The sequence below is a fragment of the Megasphaera sp. NM10 genome (assembly GCF_000417505.1).
Classification (GTDB): Bacteria; Bacillota; Negativicutes; order Veillonellales; family Megasphaeraceae; genus Megasphaera; species Megasphaera intestinihominis.
The window spans coordinates 32562-53294 of the sequence record NZ_APHY01000001.1 but is presented as its reverse complement, the minus strand read 5'-3'; the positions used below and the strand labels follow the sequence as shown (position 1 = coordinate 53294).

At 52.6% G+C, this 20733-nt stretch carries 19 protein-coding genes and 1 pseudogene; 6 read left to right on the top strand and 14 right to left on the bottom strand.

Annotated elements, in window-relative coordinates:
* On the top strand, positions 1–358 hold a 358-nt coding region (locus NM10_RS00260), incomplete at its 5' end, for an IS3 family transposase (RefSeq protein WP_020309627.1).
* Positions 359–389: 31 nt separating this feature from the next.
* On the opposite strand, the gene NM10_RS00255 is transcribed toward NM10_RS00260, so the two are convergent.
* From NM10_RS00255 to NM10_RS00240, 4 genes are all read right to left on the bottom strand, one after another.
* Positions 390–947, bottom strand: coding sequence for an ATP-binding protein (locus NM10_RS00255; RefSeq protein ID WP_020309626.1), 558 nt, complete (start codon positions 945–947; stop codon positions 390–392).
* Between the two features lie 256 nt (positions 948–1203).
* Positions 1204–2877 (bottom strand): SWIM zinc finger family protein, encoded by a 1674-nt coding sequence (locus tag NM10_RS00250; protein WP_020309625.1) that lies wholly within the window; start codon positions 2875–2877, stop codon positions 1204–1206.
* Between the two features lie 5 nt (positions 2878–2882).
* Positions 2883–3590: a helix-turn-helix transcriptional regulator gene (locus tag NM10_RS00245; RefSeq protein ID WP_020309624.1), complete on the bottom strand. Its 708-nt coding sequence runs from the start codon at positions 3588–3590 to the stop codon at positions 2883–2885.
* Positions 3591–3865: 275 nt separating this feature from the next.
* On the bottom strand, positions 3866–4234 hold the full coding sequence (locus tag NM10_RS00240) for a RidA family protein (RefSeq protein ID WP_020309623.1): 369 nt from the start codon (positions 4232–4234) through the stop codon (positions 3866–3868).
* A gap of 175 nt (positions 4235–4409) precedes the next feature.
* Between NM10_RS00240 and NM10_RS00235 the strand changes: the two genes are divergently transcribed.
* A complete protein-coding gene (locus NM10_RS00235) occupies positions 4410–4775 on the top strand; it encodes a DUF134 domain-containing protein (RefSeq protein WP_071601810.1) in 366 nt (121 codons plus the stop codon).
* A pseudogene (locus NM10_RS00230) lies at positions 4768–5602 on the top strand (P-loop NTPase). Before NM10_RS00235 ends, NM10_RS00230 begins: the two are co-directional and overlap by 8 nt.
* A 243-nt stretch (positions 5603–5845) precedes the next feature.
* On the opposite strand, the gene NM10_RS00225 reads toward NM10_RS00230, so the two are convergent.
* The gene (locus tag NM10_RS00225) at positions 5846–7690 is read right to left on the bottom strand and encodes an alkaline phosphatase (RefSeq protein WP_192813525.1); all 1845 of its coding nucleotides are present in this window, start codon (positions 7688–7690) and stop codon (positions 5846–5848) included.
* Positions 7691–7807: 117 nt separating this feature from the next.
* Here NM10_RS00225 and NM10_RS00220 point away from each other — a divergent pair, with 117 nt between their 5' ends.
* Positions 7808–8695, top strand: a complete 888-nt coding sequence (locus NM10_RS00220; RefSeq protein WP_020309619.1) for an ROK family protein — start codon at positions 7808–7810, stop codon at positions 8693–8695.
* Here the strand turns inward: NM10_RS00220 and nagZ are convergent.
* The 4 genes from nagZ to NM10_RS00200 form a co-directional block, all read right to left on the bottom strand.
* Positions 8689–9840 carry a beta-N-acetylhexosaminidase gene (gene nagZ, locus NM10_RS00215; protein WP_020309618.1) on the bottom strand — a complete coding sequence of 384 codons (1152 nt, stop codon included), beginning with the start codon at positions 9838–9840 and terminating at the stop codon, positions 8689–8691. The two genes, NM10_RS00220 and nagZ, sit on opposite strands and share 7 nt — an antisense overlap.
* Complete coding sequence (gene nagA / locus NM10_RS00210; RefSeq protein ID WP_020309617.1) at positions 9827–10981, bottom strand: N-acetylglucosamine-6-phosphate deacetylase; 1155 nt, start codon at positions 10979–10981, stop codon at positions 9827–9829. The genes nagZ and nagA overlap by 14 nt, the downstream gene beginning before the upstream one ends.
* A 461-nt stretch (positions 10982–11442) precedes the next feature.
* Positions 11443–11730, bottom strand: a complete 288-nt coding sequence (locus NM10_RS00205; RefSeq protein WP_020309616.1) for a hypothetical protein — start codon at positions 11728–11730, stop codon at positions 11443–11445.
* 25 nt (positions 11731–11755) lie between these two features.
* Positions 11756–12931, bottom strand: coding sequence for a DNA polymerase IV (locus NM10_RS00200; RefSeq protein WP_020309615.1), 1176 nt, complete (start codon positions 12929–12931; stop codon positions 11756–11758).
* Between the two features lie 230 nt (positions 12932–13161).
* Here NM10_RS00200 and NM10_RS00195 point away from each other — a divergent pair, with 230 nt between their 5' ends.
* Both NM10_RS00195 and NM10_RS00190 read left to right on the top strand, forming a co-directional pair.
* The gene (locus tag NM10_RS00195) at positions 13162–14211 is read left to right on the top strand and encodes a LysR substrate-binding domain-containing protein (RefSeq protein ID WP_036243611.1); all 1050 of its coding nucleotides are present in this window, start codon (positions 13162–13164) and stop codon (positions 14209–14211) included.
* Positions 14109–14882, top strand: a complete 774-nt coding sequence (locus tag NM10_RS00190) for a hypothetical protein (protein ID WP_020724032.1) — start codon at positions 14109–14111, stop codon at positions 14880–14882. Before NM10_RS00195 ends, NM10_RS00190 begins: the two co-directional genes overlap by 103 nt.
* A 114-nt stretch (positions 14883–14996) precedes the next feature.
* Here NM10_RS00190 and NM10_RS00185 read toward each other — a convergent pair whose 3' ends face one another.
* The 5 genes from NM10_RS00185 to NM10_RS00165 all read right to left on the bottom strand — a co-directional run bounded on the left by NM10_RS00185 (position 14997) and on the right by NM10_RS00165 (position 20479).
* Positions 14997–15617 carry a response regulator transcription factor gene (locus tag NM10_RS00185; RefSeq protein ID WP_020309612.1) on the bottom strand — a complete coding sequence of 207 codons (621 nt, stop codon included), beginning with the start codon at positions 15615–15617 and terminating at the stop codon, positions 14997–14999.
* Positions 15598–17040 carry a HAMP domain-containing sensor histidine kinase gene (locus NM10_RS00180; protein WP_020309611.1) on the bottom strand — a complete coding sequence of 481 codons (1443 nt, stop codon included), beginning with the start codon at positions 17038–17040 and terminating at the stop codon, positions 15598–15600. Before NM10_RS00180 ends, NM10_RS00185 begins: the two co-directional genes overlap by 20 nt.
* Position 17041: 1 nt before the next feature.
* Positions 17042–17962, bottom strand: coding sequence for a substrate-binding domain-containing protein (locus NM10_RS00175; RefSeq protein ID WP_020309610.1), 921 nt, complete (start codon positions 17960–17962; stop codon positions 17042–17044).
* Positions 17963–18061: 99 nt separating this feature from the next.
* A complete protein-coding gene (locus NM10_RS00170; RefSeq protein ID WP_020309609.1) occupies positions 18062–19411 on the bottom strand; it encodes an MFS transporter in 1350 nt (449 codons plus the stop codon).
* A gap of 129 nt (positions 19412–19540) precedes the next feature.
* Positions 19541–20479, bottom strand: a complete 939-nt coding sequence (locus NM10_RS00165; RefSeq protein ID WP_239639533.1) for a C40 family peptidase — start codon at positions 20477–20479, stop codon at positions 19541–19543.
* Positions 20480–20733 lie beyond the last annotated feature (254 nt).

Genomic DNA, 20733 nt, shown 5'->3' with positions numbered 1-20733 from the left:
TCAGGCAGAATCTGTTATTCATGCCGTGACGGAAACCGTTAAAGCATGCGGCGTTCCAGCCATTATCAATTCAGATCAAGGCAGCCAGTTTACCAGTGATGATTACAAGAATCTGCTTCGTAACCTCAATATCCGTCAAAGTATGGACGGCAGGAGCCGCTGGGCAGACAACATCATGATTGAACGTTGGTTCCGTAGCCTCAAAACGGAGCAGCTCTATCCGAACGAATATCGCACCCCAAGAGAGCTTCGACGTCTGATTAACCAATACGTAGATGATTACAACAACATACGGCCCCACGAGGCATTAGGCTACAAGGTTCCCAACGAGTTTTACTTTGCTTGCTTCGCTGCTTAGAATAATTCTGCTTACTGCCACTCTTAAAATTTTAGAACGTGGTCTTGACAAGGGGCCCATTATAAAATACTTTCAGCATAGCCGGATCGCGCTGGTCCAATAAATCCGCTAATCGCTCTTCATGGACAGCCCGTAAAAATTCATAAAAAGATAGCGGATACAATTGCATTGTCGTCACTTTTCCAACAGGGAATGAAATACCTTTATGCAGAGCAATCCCTAATAAAGAGCCGGCAGCTATTACAGGGTACTCCGGTGCATTTTCACAAAAATACTTTAACGCAGAAATCGCTTGTGGCGCTTCCTGGACTTCATCTAAGATGATCAAAGTTTCTTGAGGCCGGATACTTTCACCAGTTTCTACCTGAAAAGCTAATAAAATGCGACGGATATCATAATCTTGTTCAAAAATCTGCTGCATCCGTGGATTATTATCGAAGTTGATGTACACTATATTCTGAAAATATCGGCGTCCGAACTCTTTCATGAGCCAAGTCTTGCCAACTTGGCGAGCGCCTTTCAAAATCAACGGTTTCCGACGAGGCGCCGTTTTCCACTTTACCAATGATTTCATTAATTCTCTTTCCAAGATTCCACCCCCTAAACAGAAAATCTTTTCCTTATTATAACATTTTTTCGCGCGACTTTTGCGTCTATCTCTACATTTTTATGCGCGACTTTCGCGGTATTCACCACATTTTTCCGCACGACTTTTCATTCTTGCATAAAAAAATTCCCCGATGCTATCGAAATAGTGGACAGCATCAGGGGATTTTATATGTTATCAAGGAAATCAACCTCTCAGACCGCCTCAGGCGGTCAGCTCTCCTATGAGGAGAGCCTTTTTAGAAGCCCGCTTTGGATAGTTCGTCTTTCATGGCCCGGCGGTTCCGGTAGGTTTCCCGCCATTCTTGGGCAATTTTGCGGGCCAGGTGCAGGCCTTCGGGATAGGTGCTGAGTTTTTTCAGGTAAAAGATGCAGTTCCGATATTGAGCGCGGCTATTCAGGCCAGGCATGGTCTTTTTCACATAGTCTGCATAGTAATCCCGGATTTCATTGCCGTATTTGTTCTTCAATACGTCTGCATATTGATCTACGTCATAGGGATTCAAATTTTCCTGCAAATCGGCCCAGAGTTCGTCGACCATTTTTTCTTCTGCCCAAAAGCGTTGACGCAGATATCGGCAAGACGGCAGCTGAAGGATTTTTGTTTTCAGTGTATTCCATTCGTCCGCATCGCAGCAGGCCTTCAAGGCTGAGACTTGCTCCAAATCATCCTGGTTGAAATGCTGAATATTTTCCCATAAAGCCTGTTTGTATCCCTCATCGTCTCCCAATGCTTGGTAGGCATGAATGAGCTTGGTGCTGTAATCCTGCTGGCAATAATCCTTATCGTCATCGATGGCCTGAGAATCACGGAGCAGTTTGACGGCTCTTTGGTAATCATTGTCTTTAAACGCATCGGAAATCAGCATGTTCCGTACCTGTCTGTTTTCATAATGGGCCTGGATATATTGCTCAATATCGGTTTGCGGATAGCCTAATTGCTGCATCGTATGAATCCGCATGACCAGATTGGTGCCATAGGTATAGCCGTAATTCCAGTCGTTGGGGTCGGATTTCGCCGATTCATGATGCTCGATTTCCGCATCCAGCCGTGCAAGCTTCCATTTCAAGGACGCCGGGTCATCAAAATCATTGTACAGCACCTCTTCGTAATAGCCGTATAGCTCATTGCCCTTGTTTTTGATTGCATCCATCTGCTGTATAAACCATTGATGCAGCTTCGGCACGTCTTCCGGTTTGGCATGACCAATGATATCGGCCCAGTAAGTTCGACATTCATCCAGACAGAGCTGCTGGTCATCTTCATCTTCAAAAGATATATCCGCCACATTGGCCGCCATGATATTGACCAGTTCCAACGCTTCCATCGTACAGGAGCGCTTAATCAGCGGCGGTATGGTGCTGCTCAAATAATCAAGGACCTTGTCCGCGAAAGCCTTACTGGCATTATATTCAATATATCCCAAGAGGTCGTAAGGAGCCAATACCCGATCTATTTCGCGTTCATATCGATGCATTTCCTGAGCAGACGGTTTGCCCCTGGAAAAATCCAGTACGATTTTCTTCTGCAAATCCCGATTGTCTTCGGCTAGCTGAAAGACGAAGTTGCGCAAATCCGATTCAGACAGCTTTTGTAAAATATCCTGCCACGACGCTTTTCCCTTGCCAGCAACAGTCGTTTCATCCAGCTCTTCATCTTCGGCGGCCAGCAGTACGGCGACCATATGCTTGCAATATTCTCCCTTTTCGGCATAGGGACAGGTGCAGTCCATTTCTTCGACCCGGCCGTCGTCCAAATCAATGGTAACTTCATATATATCACTGCCATAGACGTCGGCCGTTATCTGCTTCTCCGTGCACTTCAGATTGGAGACGTCGCCTTCTTCGTAATAGCGTTCGCCACGCTTATAGATTTTAGATGAAAAGAAGTCTCTCCAATTCCCTAAATCCATTTTTCTCACCCCTGCACGTTGTGATTTTCTTTCTTGATGCGGTTCAAATAGCGGTAAATTGTCGGTTCTGAAACGCCCAGGATCTGGGCCAGGGCATAGACGCTGCCTTTGAGGACGAAGAGGCCGTTCTTGTAGAGGTCTTCGACGACAGCCAGGCGTTCTGCCTGAGATAGGCGTTTGGCCTCGGTCCCGTAAGGGGCCAGGGTCCGCTGGATGAGATGCTGGATGGCATCGTCTACGGTCGGATACATGCTTTCTGAGATTTCGACGCTCAGGAAATGGTCATCTTCCTTCTTAGCGTTATCCTGAGGCATGCCGTCGATATGCTTCCCCGGGTCCATCAAGATGAAGGCATCCAGTTGTTTCCGCACGTCCAGATAGCGCTGGACATCGTAATTCAGACAGAGGGCCCCGATGATATTGTCTTCCTCATCATGAATAAAAAAGGTCGAAGACCGCAGGGTATGGCCGTTGACGCTCTTCCCGTAGTAATTGGTCATATATTCCTGGTCCCTTTTCTTACCGACCTGCATGAGTTTCAAAATAAAATCCGTCGCCGGCGCTCCCAGTTTACGGCTGCTGATGTCGCCATTGGCAATGGCGATGACCGATTCATCGGGATAACGCAGATCATGAAGGACGACTTCACAGTCCTTGCCCAAGGCAGCTCCCAAAAAAGGCACGATACGTTTATACATCTCTAAAATGGACATGACGTCACTTCCCCTATGTAGTATAAGAAAATTTTATCACAATGAGAATGTATAGGGCAAGAAAAAAGAGGCCGCCCCATAAAGACAGTCTCTTTTTACGTTAATCGTAGGTTGTTCATCGTTTGTCGTACGGGATTAAAAATATCACCCCATCGCAATGACCGATGAACTACGAACGCAAAACGTTTAAGCGGCTAGCAGTTAGTGGTTAGCCGCTGGTTTTAAATTTAAAGCCATTTTCTACAAACTACAAACTCCGAACTCCAAACTAATACTTACACTTCTGCAATGACTTCGATTTCGCAGAGGAAATGAGCCGGAAGTTCTTTGACGGCTACGCAGCTGCGGGCCGGTTTGCTGATGAAAGCTTTTTCGTAAATGGCGTTGAAAGCGGCAAAGTCTTTCATGTCATAGAGGAAGCACGTCGTCTTGACGACTTTCGAGAAGTCCGAGCCGGCTGCTTCGAGGATAGCGGCAATATTTTTGACAGCCTGTTCCGTCTGGGCTTCAATGCCTTCCTGGAGTTTGCCCGTCTGCGGATCGACACCAGCCGTCCCGGAAATATACAACATACCATTCGATACCATAGCCTGCGAATAAGGACCGATAGCTTTCGGTGCATTAGGGGAAACAATTACGTTCATGGAAATACCTCCTGTAAGATAGCTTTATTTTTACTAATAAAATATTATCGCGATAATAATTGATTTGCAAGCGTTATTTCGACATTTTTTATCCGAAAATGCGTCATAGCCCCCTTACAATGTTGACATATGTCATCTATAAATCTATAATAAAAGGCGTAAAGGAGGGGGTACTATGCCGAGACCACCGCGGTGCCGACGGGTCTGTTCGTTGCCTGTTTCGGCGGCTTTCGAGCCTATAGATGGCGCACAGTCAGACGATGTGATTGTCATGGGCATTGACGAATACGAAGTCATCCGCCTCATCGACTGGGTCGGCCTGACGCAGGAACAGTGTGCCGCTCAGATCAATGTGGCGCGCACGACGGTAACCGGCATTTATGATTCGGCCCGACACAAGTTGGCCGACGCCCTCATCCATGGCAAACGCCTCGTCATCGAAGGCGGCCATATCCAAGTTTGTGAACGTTCCGGCACGTGTTGTCATACCTGCTGCCGCGCCGGAAAAAAGAATACAAAGGAGAATGATCCCAATGAGTGAAAATTGTACACACGACTGTTCCAGCTGCGGCAGCTCCTGCGCTGAACGCACACAGCCCCAGAGCCTGCAGGCCGCCCCTCATGCCGGCTCGCACATCAAGCATGTCATCGCTGTCGTCAGCGGCAAAGGCGGCGTCGGTAAATCCCTGGTAACGTCCCTTATGGCCGTTGAAATGCAGCGCCGCGGCTTCAAGACGGCTATCCTCGACGCCGATATCACGGGCCCGTCGATTCCGAAAGTCTTCGGCCTGACCGACCACGCTACGGGCGATGAAAACGGTATCTATCCGGTAACGACCAAGACGGGCATCAAGGTCATGTCCATGAACCTCCTGCTCGAAGACGCAGCGGCTCCTGTCGTATGGCGCGGCCCGGTCATTTCCGGTGCGGTAAAGCAGTTCTGGACCGATGTCATCTGGGGCGATATCGACTACATGTTCGTCGACATGCCGCCGGGAACGGGCGACGTCCCGCTGACGGTCTTCCAGTCCCTGCCAATGGACGGCATCCTGGTCGTCACATCGCCGCAGGAACTCGTTTCCATGATTGTCGAAAAAGCACTGAACATGTCGGAAATGATGCACGTCCCAGTCCTGGGCCTCATCGAGAACATGAGCTATTTTGAATGTCCTCATTGTCATGAAAAACTGTCCATCTTCGGCAAGAGCCACGTCGAAGAATCGGCACAGAAATATGATATCCCCCATACGGCAAACTGCCGATCGACCCGGAATTCGCAGCCACTGCGATAAAGGCGATATCGAAGGCTATGAAGCCAGCTATATGGCAGATACCGCTTCCTTCCTGGAAGGCGTGTTAGGGAAATAATAAAAAGGCGCTGTCGCACGAAGACAGCGCCTTTTCTTGTAGGGGCGCCACGTGGGGCGCCCGCTCTGGGATATGTACGATTTCCTGCCCTGTTTGCTAGAAGAATCATCCAAATCCCTAACGGGTCGCCCACGTGGCGCCCCCTACATACTCCGAATTACAAACTATAAAAGAGCAACCTTTCAGTCAGCTTCGCTGACAGCTCTCCTATGAAGAGAGCCACTGCGGGCCACGAGCCACTAATTATTTCACATTTTTCGTAGCATCGATGCCGAGGGCTCTCATGATGCCAAAGAATACTTCGGTGTTGTCCATGACGCCCTGGAAGTATTCCGAGCCAGGACCTTCAGCGTTGAGCGGTACGTCGTCGGCAGCATGGCATTCATCACCGATGGTATCGGGAATGTTGGCCGGTACGAGTTCCCAGGGATCGCCGTCGTGATGGCGGGCCGGATTGGCTTTTTCGACGACTGTCGATACCTGATGGTATTCGGTCTTATCGCCAGCCTGCTGAGCTTCCTGTTTGGTAACGGTCTGAGAAACAGTCGGCAGCGTCGGTTTCTGCTGGAAGTGGAAGTTTTCGTAATATTCCGGATGGTTGGCATACTGGATGGCCAGGGTGACATCGGGATCAGGATTATCCGGGAAGCCATCGTGGTTGGCATCTTTGAAGGTCGGGAAGATGGAGTCGGCATAAGTGCGGACAGCTGCCAGGCCCTTCTTGCCATCCCGTTCATGGTAGGTCCCGGTAATGGAAGCGCCGTGAGCATGGTCGGCGACGACGATGATCAGGGTGTTGTCCCCGTGTTCTTTATTCCATTTCTGGGCGTATTCGATGGCCTTGTCGAATTCGATGGTGTCATACGTTGCGCGCTGCCAATCCATGGCGTGGAGCTGTTTGTCGATGGAAGCGCCTTCAATCATGGCAAAGAAGCCTTTCGGGTTCTTGCTGAGGATATCCAGGGATTTCTTGGTCATGTTAATGAGGTTCGGCTGGTCCGTATATTTGCCGAGGACTTCCGGGTTCTTGAGTATTTCACGGTCGACATAGACATTCATCGTGCTCGGATGGAACAGGCCCAGGAGCGGTTTATTATCCGGAGCGGCCATCATTTCCTTAGAATTGCTGACAAAGGTATAGCCTTTATCCTTGAATTCCTGGATGACGTTCTGGTTGTCATGGCGCTTCGAGCCCTGTTCGGACTGCGGGATGTAACGGCGCGAACCGCCGCCCATGATGACGTCCGGGCGATGATAATCTTCGAGGTATTCCGAAGCGATGTAATCCTGGTTGGCACGGCGGCGCGTATGACCGACCATGGCTGCCGGCGTGGCGTCTGTCGATTCGGCCTGGGTGATGATACCGACAGACATGCCGCGGCTGCGTTTTACGATTTCCGAAATATTTTCGACGCGCGGATCATCGAAGGGGTCTTTCGTGGAGTCTTCATAGACGCCCAAGGCGTTGACGACGGATTTATGACCTGTTGCATAGGTAGACGCCGAGTTGGCACTGTCTGTCGTCAGGGAATCGTAACCGCTGGTCGTAATCAGGCAGTTATGGGGCATTTTTTCCATGGCCAGTAAGTCATTGTACTTGCCGTTAGTCATGCCTTTGGAAATAATACGGGCCATTTCGCGGGCCTGCAGGGACATGCCGTCGCCGACGAAGAGGATGACGTTCTTGGCCTGGCGCTGAGCTTTGTCCTGAACGACGGTATAGCGGGCATCGGCCGAATTAGCGCCATCGGCATCGGTAGCCGTCGCTTTTACCGTATAGGCACCGGCTTTGGGGAAATTGACCTGATTGGCACGATATGAAATGACGCCGTTGCCTAAATCTTTAGCATCTAATTTCTGACCAAAGAATTTATCAGCCTTCTGTCCATTGACCGTAATGTCGACATTCTTCAGATTCTTTGCTTTCGATACTTCGATGTCGAAATCGAATTTGGCACCAGCCAGGAATTTCGCATTATCGACGGGAAGGATGCGGACATCTGCCGCCTGTACTCCGGGAATGAATCCTGCTAATGAGCCGCAGGCTACCATGGAAAGAATTGCTCGTTTTAACCATTGTCGTTTCATATCGTGACCTCCTGAATTTTGTAACATATTCGACACGATAAGTATAAAGTCCCTATACATAGAAAAGGTCAAATCTATGTATAATTTATGTATAATCTCAGGAAGGAGTGTATACTCATGATTTACAGCTGCATAGATATCGGTGGTACAGCCATCAAATTCGGCCTCATCGACGAAACGGGCCGGTTCCATAAGAAAGGCAGCCTGCCGACAGAAGCGGCGACGGGCGGCGGTCCGGGCATTGTCCACAAAGTCCGCTCGCTCATCCAGCGCCAGCTGGCCGACCATCCCTTAGCGGGCATCGGCATCTCGACAGCCGGCATCATCGACACGGAAAGAGGGGCCGTCGACTACGCCCTGTCCATCCCGGACTATACGGGGACGGCCTGGAAATCGCTCTTGGAAAATGAATTCCAGCTCCCCTGTATCGTCGAAAACGACACGAACTGCGCCGCCCTGGGAGAATGGTGGCTCGGCGCCGGCCGGGACATGGACTCCCTCTTCGCCGTGACCGTCGGCACCAGTATCGGCGGGGCCTTCATCGAAAAGGGCCATATCCTTCACGGAGCCTGCCGGTCTGCCGGGGAAATCGCCTATATGCGCGTCCCTGCCGGCCGCCTCCACGACGTCGCTTCGGCGACATACCTCTGCCGGGAAATGGCATGCAAAAAAGCCGCCGACCCGGAAAAGGTCGACGGCCGTACTTGCTTTGCCTGGGTCCGTCAGGGAGATGCCACGGCAGCAGCTGTCCTCGATACATTCTGCCAGAATCTGGCCGATGGCCTGGCCAATATCGCCTGCCTGTGCAATCCCGATGGCATCGTCCTCGGCGGCGGCATCATGGCCCAAGAGGATATCCTGAGGCCGAAGCTGGAAACAGCCCTGGCGGCGCGATTGCCGGCCATGATGCTGCCGCCTAAGAGACTGGCCTTCGCCAAACGGCAGAACGACGCCGGTATGCTGGGCGCGTTGTATCTATTGCTGCATCGAAAAGGCAGCTATTGATGATTCAGTTTCGTGCGGACGATGCGGGTTACTTTTTCATCGACTAAGGCCCGGAATTCCGCGTTGCTCTTATATTCCTTCAAGAGGCCGTCATACGTTTCCCGTTCGTGGGCATATTCATGGCAGACCAGGACCATATCGGCACCGGCCTTGATGGCCATGACGCCCATGTCGGCAAAGGCATAGTGCTTGGCCATGGCGCCCATTTCCATATCGTCGGAAACGATGAGTCCCTGGTAGCCGAAAGTGTTGCGCAATAAATCGGTCATGATTGGCTTGGAGACACAGGCCGGAAGATTGGGGTCCAGCGCCGGGAAGGTGACGTTCGAGACCATGATGAACATTTTCTGATTGTCTTCGCTCTTGATGAGGTTTTCAAAAGGCTTCAAATCCTGCTTCATCAAGTCATCCTTGGAACTGTTGACGCTGTCGCCGTCGATATGGGGATCCGTCTTGACTTTGCCGATGCCCGGGAAATGCTTGAGGGAACACCAGATTCCCGTCTGTTCGTAGCCGGCAATGGCTTCATGGGCGAATTGGGTCACGACGCCAGGGTCGAGGCTGTACGACCGTTCAGCCTGAGAACCGAGGTCGACGACAGGCGCAAAGTTGACGTTGATGCCCAGCTTTTTCAGGGCATCGCCCGTCGTGACGGCCCACTGTTTCGCCTGGGCCGACTGGCCGCTCTGGCCGATGGACTGTTCAGACGGTACGGGCGGGAAGGCCTTGCGCATGCGCAGGACCTGGCCCCCTTCCTGATCGAGGGCAATGAAAGGCATGACGCCGCTCTTCTTGCGGATCGTCGTGTCTATTTTTTTTGTCAAATGCTGGACCTGTTCGGGTGTATCCATATTGCGGTCGAATAAGATAACATTCCCGGCATGGCAGTATTCCAGCTGGCGCTGGCCCTGGTCGTCGATGGTCGTCCCGGCCAGGCCGATCATCATGAGCTGGCCGATTTTTACTTCCGGTGACATCTTGGCGACGAGCCGCGATGCTTCATCTTCCTGAACAGCGCCTTTAGAGGGCCCTGCCGGGCCCGCTGGCGACGGCGAACGGTCCCAGAAGAACCAGGCGCCGATGGCTGCCAGCACCAGGATAGCCAGTGCCAGGAAAATGCCGCTCTTCGTATTAGGCTTCTTCATTATATGCCAGCTCCCCGGCGATGACCGTCTGTTTTACATGGAAATCGTTGCTGTCCAGGATGGTAATGTCCGCCTGCTTCCCTTCTTCCAGAGAACCGATGCGGTCGTAGACACCGAGGGCTTTGGCCGGGTTGACCGTAGCCATGGCGACGACATCGGGAATGGAGGCGCCGGAATTGATGAGGAAATGGAGGACCACTTCGTTCATGGGGGCAATACTGGCAGCCAGGGTCCCGTCAGCCAGGCGGGCTTCACCATTCTTGACGAAGACTTTCTGGCCACCCAAGCTGGATTCGCCATCGCCCTGCAGGCAGGCCCGCAACGAGTCGGTGACCAGGATGAGGCCGTCGCGGCCTTTCATCTGATAGGCCAGTTTCTGCGCTGCCGGATGGACGTGCAAATCGTCGCAGATCAATTCACAGCAGGCGCCCTTATGGAGCAGGGCCGCGCCGACGACACCGGGTCTGCGATGGTGGAACGGCGTCATAGCATTATATAAATGCGTAACATGGCAGCTGCCGAGGGCGTCCATGCAGTCCATGGCCTGGTCGAAATCGGCCGCCGTGTGCCCGATGGACACGATAATACCGTGGTCCTGGCAGTCCTTCAGGAATTTCTTGTTCTTCAATGTTTCCGGTGCCAAGGTGATGATCTTGATGACGTCGGCATATGGTTCGAGCCAGGAAAAATCGGCAGTCTGGATATTTTCTTCCGCCTGGGAGCCTTTGTAGGCCGGGCTGATGAAAGGCCCTTCCATATGAGCGCCCAATACCTGGGCGCCGCCCTGATAGTCGTCCCGGGCCTGACGAATCCGGCTGAGGGCTTTCTCGATGCGTCCCTGTTCCATAGTCATCGTCGTCGGTACGAAGGACGTAACGCCCGTCGCCGGCAGGGCCTGCTGCATGGTCTTCAGGGCCTGGTCATCGTCATCCATAGTGTCGGCACCGGCACAGCCGTGGATGTGTTCATTGATGAATCCCGGTACGACGAAGCCGCCATTGGCATCAATGAATTCCGAGCACATGCCGGCCCGGAACTGCTTGCGCGGTACGATGCGCCAGATATCCTTTTCATACATAATGACGTGACCGTTAATGATTTCGTTCGGCAGGACAATGAGTCCGTCGATGATAGCTTTCATGTTGATTTCCTCCTAATTGTGTTCATTGCCTCCAGTATACCACAAACGGCAAGGCTGTGGAAATTGTGGATAAATGAAGTGGATAAGTTGTGTACACACTGTCAGAATGGCTATTTTATGCTTTGTCCACCTGTGTATACCTTTCCACAATGTATCCACATATTGTGCATAAATTGCCGAGAACATTTATCCACATTTTCTCAGGAATTATGCACATTATCTGCGCCATTTGTTCGTCCATTATAAATCGCGTAATCATCCCGTTTTCAGGCCGTTTTCACCGGAGGTACACATTTATCCACGAAAGTTATCCACATTTCCCCTGCGAATCCCCAAAAAGTATGCACCTGAAAAAATCAGCATAACCGTGCGCTTCACAAAAAAAATATCCACATTTCTGTCACCCTTGTGCACATGAAATGTGGATAAATTGTTCATAGATTATGGTGGAGGCTTATCCCTTAATCGACAGGGCGGCTCCAGTCAATGTGGATGCCCGTAGCCCGCCAGATATAGCACAAGGCCAGTTTCAGCATTTCCAGGCTCGATGTCGGGACGGTGCTGATGGTCTTATACTGCGCTAAATCCGTATACTGGTGCAAGACTTTTTCTGTCGTCAAATACTGGCGGGCCCGTTCATTCATGACGTCGTCGTTCAAGTGGACGCCGAGTTCTTTCGTCTCTGTATCGTATTCGATGTACCCGTTGTTGTTATCACCCGTGTGGGCAGCTACTTTAAAAATTGCCATAACAAAAACTCCTTCTTTATCGTTCTTATGTATCTTTTTCATGGGACATTTCCCAAAGAAATCCTTTCATGATGGCCGTGCGGCCAAAGCGTTTCTGCAGCTTGTCGATGGCTTCCGTCACTTTCGCCTTCGTCTCTTCATCTTCCGAGAACAAGTCGCCCTGCACCTGATAGGCCTGGAGCTGGCTGACCGTCAGGCCCAGGAGGCGGATGGGCTCATGACCTCTGCTCTTATTATACAATTTTTTTGCCGAAAAATATAACTGTTCTTCCGAACAGGTCCCTATGCTGTGCAGCGTCAAAGAGCGGGTAATGGTCTTGAAAGAGGTATAGCGTATCTTGATGGTGATGATCCGTCCCATGAGCCGGTTCTGCCGCAGCCGCCACGACACTTCGTTGGCCAGGAGGCGGAACTGTTCATCCACTTCGGCGTCGCGCGTCAGGTCATGGCTGTACGTATGCTCATTGCCGACAGACTGGGGCCGCCGCCGTACTTCCAGCGGCCGGTTATCCTGGCCCAGGGACAAGCGGTAAATCCGCTGGGCCTGATTGCCTACGATGGGCTGGAGCGTTTCGGGACTGGCCGCGGCGATGTCGCCGATAGTATGATAGCCCGCTTTTTGCAGGGCCTCTTCGGTCACCTTGCCGACGCCCCACAGGCGGCTCAGCGGCAAGGGTGCCAATATCTGCCGCTCAGTCCCATAGGGAATCCAGACCAGGCCATCCGGTTTGCGAAGGTCCGATGCCAGTTTGGCCAGGAACTTATTCGGTGCTATCCCAGCCGATGCGACGAGGCCCGTCGTCCGCCGTATTTCTTCCTTTACGGCTTTACCCATGTCGACGATATCCGGATAATGGCGCTCCATGCCGGAGACGTCGAGGAAGGCCTCATCCAGGGCCAGCGGTTCGATGAAGGGCGAGTAATGGGACAGGATCAGGCGTATCTGATGGGAAATACGCCGGTAATGGGACATGCGCACAGGCAGGAAGACGCCATTCGGACAGAGCCTGCGGGCCAGTTTCATGCTCATGGCCGAATGGACGCCATAAGCCCTGGCTTCATAAGACGCCGTCGCGACGACGCCCCGCTCCATCAGGCCGCCGACGATGACCGGCAGGCCCTTCAGGGCCGGATTATCCCGTTGTTCTACAGAAGCATAAAACGCATCCATATCGACATGCATGATCCATCGCCGTGCCATAACCATCCCTCCTCCATTCTACTTTATATTATACAACGATTGGCCGCCCTAAATATAGAGGGGCGCATTAATTCGTACAAATTATTGTTAACAATTAGACAGTCTACAGAAACACAGATTGCTTTAAAATGGCTTAGTACCGCCATTTATAAAGAAGTATACATCATTGGATTTTCATTCCGTAATATGGTAAACTATAAGAATACTAAAGAGAGGTGAAACATTATATCATGGATTTATTCCAACTGACATACTTCATCGAAGTCGCTCACAAAAAAAGCTTTACCAAAGCTTCAAAATCGCTGCACATCAGCCAGCCGTCGATCAGCAAGGGGATCAAAGCCCTGGAAGAACACTGGGGTGTCCAGCTCTTCGACCGCAAGGGGAAAAATGTAGAGCTTACGGAAACGGGTTCCTATTTGCTTCCTAAAATCGAAGAACTCATCAAGGGATTCACCCAGCTGAATGAAGAAATGGAGTCGCCACAGCTGCTCAATGCCGGTAAATTGTCCGTCGGCGTACCGCCTATGATCGGCTCTTCCGTCATCGCGCCGTTCATCGCCCATTTCATCAACAAATATCCCAAAATCGAACTGGAAATGAAGGAAGTCGGTTCCCAAGACGTCGTATTCGCCATTGATGACGGCCTCATCCAGGTCGGGTTCGTCGCCCTGCCGATTACGACAGAAATTCCTTATGAATTTTTCATCTTCCACGAAGAACCTCTCGACGTCGTTCTCTGGCCGGATCACCCCCTGGCCTCCCAGCCATCGCTGACCTTGTCGGATATCAAAGACGAAACGTTCGTCTTCTACCCAAGCGGATTCTCCCTGAATCCCTACCTGCGTTCGGCTTTCCAGGAAATCATGGCCCATCCGAAGATCGTCTGCCGTTCCAGCAACTGGGACTTCCTGGCCCAGATGGTTGCCGGCCGCCTGGGGATTTCCCTAATGCCGCACACGATCTGTCAGCGGATTTCACCGGACCTTGCCGTCTCCGTCCCCCTCGTCCAGCCCCATCTCTATTGGACCCTGGCCCTGATCTGGAAAAGCAAGGGCTATTTATCGCACCCATCCCGGACATGGTACAGTCGTTTAAAGATTATTTCAAGGATGCCAACGCGGCCATCCAGAGTGCCGCAGCCGAACATCCTTACCTTTCAGAGGAGTAGATCACGATGTCCACATCATTGCTATCGGCAGCAGAAAAAGACGAAATTTTTTCACATCAGCATGATAACGGTCCCTTCAGCGCCCTGGCCCTGGAAACGGCCTGCCTGAACTATCTGGACCGGCTGAACCGTACCTTCCGCAATCCCCTGGCAGCCCCGGCCGACCGCCGGGCAGCCCTTAAAAAGGGGATGGCCCTGGAAGAGAAACTGTTCGAGTATATCCGCCACGAGACGCCGATCAGCTATTTTGACAGCGATTTCCGCAAACAGACGAAACAGTATATCCGCATGCGGGAAATCTATGTCGACGCCCTGAACTTCACCTTCAAGCGCCACCGCTTCTGCTTCGTCCTGGACCTGCTGCGCCTGTACAGCGAAGATCCGTGCCAGATTCTCCCTGAACGGGATATCTTTAAGGCAAAATGGGAACAAGTCCTGCTCTACGACTACCTGCTCCTCGACATGGGCCAGAAGAACACGGAAGACATCGGCCGCGAAGCCGTATCCAACGGCTATCACGAATGTGACTATACCCTGGAAATCGAAGAAGTATGGAAACAGCCGATGAAAGCCGTTCCCCGCTCCCACTTCCGCTACGTCAAAGCCGCCTTGCCCTATAGCCAGGGCGCCCGGGCCATCGCAACGTGGATGAAAGACCACGCCGCCGAACTGGCACCGGCCCTCTGGGTCGTCGATACCCAGGCCATCGAAGCCCTGCGCCAAGGACCGGACCTGACCGTCACTGATGAAGATATCGCGATTATTGAGAAAACATTTTAAAAAAAAGGCTTGTTGCATGTGCGACAAGCCTTTTTTTCGTAGGGGCCGTCCCAAAGGGCGGCCCGTTGTAGCTGGCTGTTAGCAGTCAGTGGATGGTTTCAAATTTAAAAGCCATCACATTAAATGGTGTTTCAAGGCGTAGTCTACGAGTTCGGCTTTGGTCTTGCAGTTCAATTTCTGCATGAGTCTCGTCTTATAAGTCGACACGGTCTTGACCGAGAGGTGCAGTGTGTCGCCAATGGCCGACAGGGAATGGCCATGGACCAGGGCCACGAGGACTTCCTGCTCCCGCGCCGACAGGGCCGGATGCTGGCCGGCACCATCGAGGACGCCATCGAGGAGGCTCCGGGCTTCGCGTTCACTCAGGTAGCGGTGTCCGGAAACGACAGAGCGCAACCCTTTGAAAAGTTCCGCATCGAGCGTGTCCTTGCAGAGATAGCCGTCTGCACCGAGCTGCATGAGTTCCGTGACGTACTGCTGCTCACTGTACATGGTCAGGACCAGGACTTTGACATCATAATGGCGGCGCCGGATTTCCCGCAGACAGTCGATGCCATTCATGACCGGCATGGAAAGGTCCAGCAGGACGACGTCGACAGGCGTGTCTTCCAGCCGCTCCAGGACTTCCTGTCCGTTCGAGGCTTCGGCGACGACATGGCAGTCGTCCTGAGAGGCCAGCAATAGTTTCAACCCCGTCCGCAAGATACGGTGGTCATCAGCCAAGAGAATGTTCATGTTCTTCCTCCTCACTCAAATACAACGGTAGAGAAATGGTCAGCGTCGTCCCTTTACCAGGATGGCTGTCGATGGCAAAGGTCCCGTTCAATACATCTGTCCGCTCGCGCATACTGACCAGTCCTAAATGGTTATCCAGGCGAGCCCGTTCGGCCCGGTCCGCACTGAAGCCGATGCCATCGTCGCGGACAGACAAGGTCAGCTTCGACGGCAGGACGTGGAGCCCGATGGTCACGGTATGGGCCTGGGCATGACGGGCAATGTTGGTCAGCCCCTCCTGGACCATGCGATAGCAAAACAAGGCCACTGGCCGGGACACGCGCGATATGTCGCCGTCATGATGGAAGATCACGGTCAGCCCCGGCTGTGTCTGGCGATACGTGTCCAGGTACTTTTCAATGGCTACGACCAGGCCCAGGTCATCCAGCAGGGGCGGATGGAGATTGACGGCGAGATGGCGCAGGCCTTCCAAAGTCTCGCGGGTCAAATCGCGGACACCGGCGACGAGTTCCCGGACCTTTGGCTCTTCTGTCTGGTCCATGATGAGCCGCAAATAGGCCAGCATCGATACCATGGACTGGCTCGTCTCATCGTGCAGTTCCCGCGAAATGCGGCGCCGTTCGTCTTCACGGGCAGAAAAGAGCTGGTCGATGAGCCAGATACGGGTCTTCTCCTTTTCCCGCAGGGCGGTCAGCAATTTCGAGTTCTCCCGGTCTTTTACAGCCAGGCGGTTGCTCATGACATTGAAGGCTTTCGCCAGGCGCCCGACTTCATCTTTCGTCTCGACGGGCACGCGGACACTATAATTCCCGCGGCCGATTTGGCGGATGGCCTGGGCCAGGGTCTGGACAGGCCGCAAAAAAGCCCGGGCATAGCGCGTAGCCAGTACGGAAGCTGCCAGACAGATGGCCAGGATGACCAGCATGGTCTGGACGAAGCGCTTCCACATGAGCTGCATCATCGGCCGTTCCGACAAGCCGATGCGGAAATAGCCGACCAGGCCGCCATCAATGGGATAGACGACTTCCCGTATATATCCTTCCGTACTGTCGAAGGTCACAGTCTTATCGGCTCTGTCGTGCTGCACGTCGCGCCGTTCCGGCAAGCCCTTTGGCAGGCCGTCCGTAAACGTGCTGGCCAGGATACGGCCATCGGGATAAGTCACCAGGATATACCGCACCTGGTCATTCGTCTGCTGAGCATGGAGCAGCTGTTCCGTCATGGCAAAGCGGTCATCGACGAGGATATCGTTACTGATGACCTGACTGATTGAGGCCGCCAGTTCCCGCCCGGATGTATCGAGTTCGTAATTCATATAGGTGCTCGTCGAGTAAAGGAACAGGGAAGCAGCCAGCAGGCCGCAGACAAAGATTGTGCCGACGATGAGGGCGTTAAATTTTACATAGAGTGTATAGTTTCTCATATCAAGTCCCTGCCAATCGTCTCTGTTCCGCATACTGCCGTTTGAACTGCTCATAAGCCGCCGTATCGGGAGCTACGAAGCGGTCGATGACAATAGTCTTCATGGACCGCGATAAATCGGGGTTTTCGTGCATCGTATAGAATATCCGCCGCAAGGACGCCTTTTCTTCCGAGTCCAAGCTGCTGCGCACGACGATAGGCCCTGTCGGCGCTTCCGGCATCTTTTCCAGCACCCGCACCTGCCGGGCCAGCTGGGGATTCGTCTGCTCTATGAGCTCATAAATCTGGCTGTCCACGCCAGCCGCGTCGGCCAAGTGATTGGCCACGGCCCAGATGGACTTGTCATGGCCGTGAGTGAAGAAGAAGCGCTTAAAGAACTGCTCTGGCGTCGTCCCCTGCTGGGCCAGGCGGAAAGTAATGGCCAGGCAGCCAGAATAGCTCAAGGGGTCCGTAAAAGCAAAGACCCGCCCCTGGAGCTGGTGTTTATCGGTGATGTCGCTGTCTGCGGCCGTAATGATGTACGTCTGATAATACGACGAGCCATTCGTTTCGGTCATGGCCAGCAGTTCAATGGGCTCATGACCTTGATAAGCCGCATAGGCCCCAGTCGAAGAAAAGGCCACGTCGGCATCGCCATTGGCCAGCAGCGTATTCAGTTCTTCATAGGTCCGGCGCTGGATGAGGATGGCCGGCCGGTTTTCCTGCTGCGAAATATAATTGACGATCTGCTGGTATACCTGCCGCGTTTCCTTCGGCGACATGACCGACGCAAAGGCGATGCGCAGCGGCTTCGTATCCGGTTCCTCTGCAGCCGGATGCGTATCCTGAGGCTGGGTGAAGTCGATATAGCCCTGCGGACGGGCACAGGCTGCGCAGAACAAAGAAAGCATGACCAGCACGATCAGTGAAAGGACCCGTTTCATCTGTTACCTCCATAAATCATTACGTTTACTATATCATACAGGATGGAGATGCGCAAAAAGAGGTTGTCACATTAAGACAACCTCTTTCAGATTAACGAATCAATCTTCTTTCGGTTTGGCGTTCCATACGAGGAGGGCCAATACGGTCGAAGCGATGGCGGCACCGACCCAGAATTCCGTAGCCATGCCGAAATCATAGGTCTTGACGCCGTTGACGACGGTAATCGTCATGAGCTTCCCAGTGATGAATTCCTGGATAGCTGCACCGGCATAACTGAGCAGGCCGATCATGCCCATGGCTGCCCCGGTGACGCGCTTCGGTACGATATCGACAGCCATGAGGCCGCCCATGTAGCAGACCAGGGCGCCCATCGTGAAGCCGTAGAAGGTCATGCACAGCATATCCATGGTGAACGACTGCGGTGCCCAGAGGAAACCGGCAATCGACAGGGAGTAGAAAATCCCGTACAGCAAGGCCGGCATGTTGCGCTTGTGGTTAAAGAATTTGTCAGAAATGACGCCGCACAACAGAGCCCCGAAGATACCGGCTACCTGCATGTAAGCCATGACGCCGGCAGCGCCCATGATGTCATAGCCCTTCTGCGAGGTCAGATAGACGACGCCCCAGCTTTCGATGGCATAGCGGGCAATATAGACGCAGAGCGAGGACAAGCCGAGGATCCAGACGGCCGGATTCTTGACGACAGCATTCCACTGCATGGCACCGACGGATTTTTTCTTTTCTTCGTCGATCTGTTCCTGTGTCTTTTCCCCATAGTAGACAGCCCCATTCGGCAGGCCCTGCGTTTCCGGGCGGTCACTCATGCCAAAGTAGATGAAGACCGTACCGACCAGGGAAATGATGCCGGCCGAAATGAATCCCATAGACCAGTTATACATGGAGACGATGGCAGCAATGGCAAAGTAAGCGAAAGAAGAGCCGAGATTGTGGCTCGTGAACCAGATGCCATATAAGGTCCCGCGTTGTTTATTGCTGAACCACTGGTTAAGGGAAACGATAGACGGCCCGGCACCATACGACTGGAACCAGCCATTAAAGCCCCACAAGACGGCCAGGGGGACAAAGGAATTGACCAGCCCCATGCCGACCATGGTAAGTGAGGAAATGAACAGGCCGAATGAGAAAAACCGTTTATTGTTCATCCGGTCTGCCAGGAAGCTGTTGGTGAACTTCCCAAGACCGTAGGTCACAAAGAAAATAGAACCGATGATACCGATTTCCGTCGGCGTGACGATCCCCGAAGCCAGGAGCGGCTTCTTGATGACCGAGTAACTCTGGCGGATGATGTAGTAAAAGGCATAGCCGATGGTAATGGACGCAAAGACGCGCCAGCGCATGGCATTGAATTTCTTCTTAATCGCCGCGGCATCCGTCATCTGCGGAGCATCCGGAGCGGTCTTGAAAAAATTCCAAATCAGGTTGAACATAGTGAAAAACTCCTTCCGTTGCAAAAATCCGTAATCATAATTCCGCAATTTACGGTTTCTATTATAAGGAACGGATTTTGCTGACGGTAGCCGAAAAATTCTGATTTTTCTGTAGGATTTTTTCTGACATTACATGACGCGTTTGGCTCCGATGTAGCGGGCAGCCCAATAACTGCTGTCCATATCGGAGATGCTGACGCCATCGCTGGCGGCATTGATGAACTGGTGATTGCCGATATAGATGCCGACGTGGGAAATGCCCGAGTCGTACGTCGAGAAGAAGACCAGGTCGCCAGGCTGCAGGTTAGCCATGGAAACGGAATAACCTACGCCATACTGTTCGTCGGCACTGCGCGGCAAGTCGATGCCGGCTGCCGAATAGACGTAGCGCGTGAAGCCGGAGCAGTCGAAGCCGGACGGCGTCGAACCGCCAAAGATATAGGGAACGCCGATATACTGGTTGGCAATGTCGAGGATATGCGTAGCCGCCGGACTTTCGACGCGGGCCAGGCCATTATATCCGCCATTGCCGAAACGGCGGATAGGACCGTTGGGCAGGCCCTGCCCGGTAAGGGCATAAAAAGTCGACTGGCCGACGATGCCGTCCGTTTCCAGCCCATGGTCGGCCTGGAACTGGCGGATGGCCTGCTCCGTCCCGACGCCAAAAACGCCATCGACATCGACGGTATAACCATTATTGGCCAGTGCCTGCTGGATCACGCGGACTTCATTGTCTGCCGTAACAGCCGGCAAAGCGTCCGAAGCCGCCCCTCCCTGCGAAGTCCTGTTTTCCGGCATGGCTTCCCCCATGAGGGCTTCATACGTAGCGGCGCCGATGATGCCATCACAATCCAGTCCGTGGTCTGCCTGGAACTGACGGACTGCGGCCTGGGTCGAATCGCCATAGTCGCCATCCGCATCCGTATCATAACCATGCGCCGTCAAAGCCTGCTGGATTTCAGTAATCTGATGTCCCTTGTCACCGGGATGGAACGTCGCACCAGCCACCGACAGGGACGTCATGAAGCACACCCCCAGCATAACGGCTATCTTCTTTGTCGTATCCATGGAATACCCCTTTCCCAAATTTGTAACATAGATAATTAATTATACCATTTTTTTCGCCACATTTATAGTATGGGGCCATTGTCGCACGAAGGCTTATACCATCATGCGAGATTCCTTTCACTTTATAGCTTGTAGTACGGAGTTTGTAGTTTTTAGCGAAAACCTTTAAATTTAAAGCCATCTGCTGACGGCAAAAAAGGAACTGTCGCACGAAGATTTTTGCCATCATGCAAGGCCCCTTTTACTTTATAGTT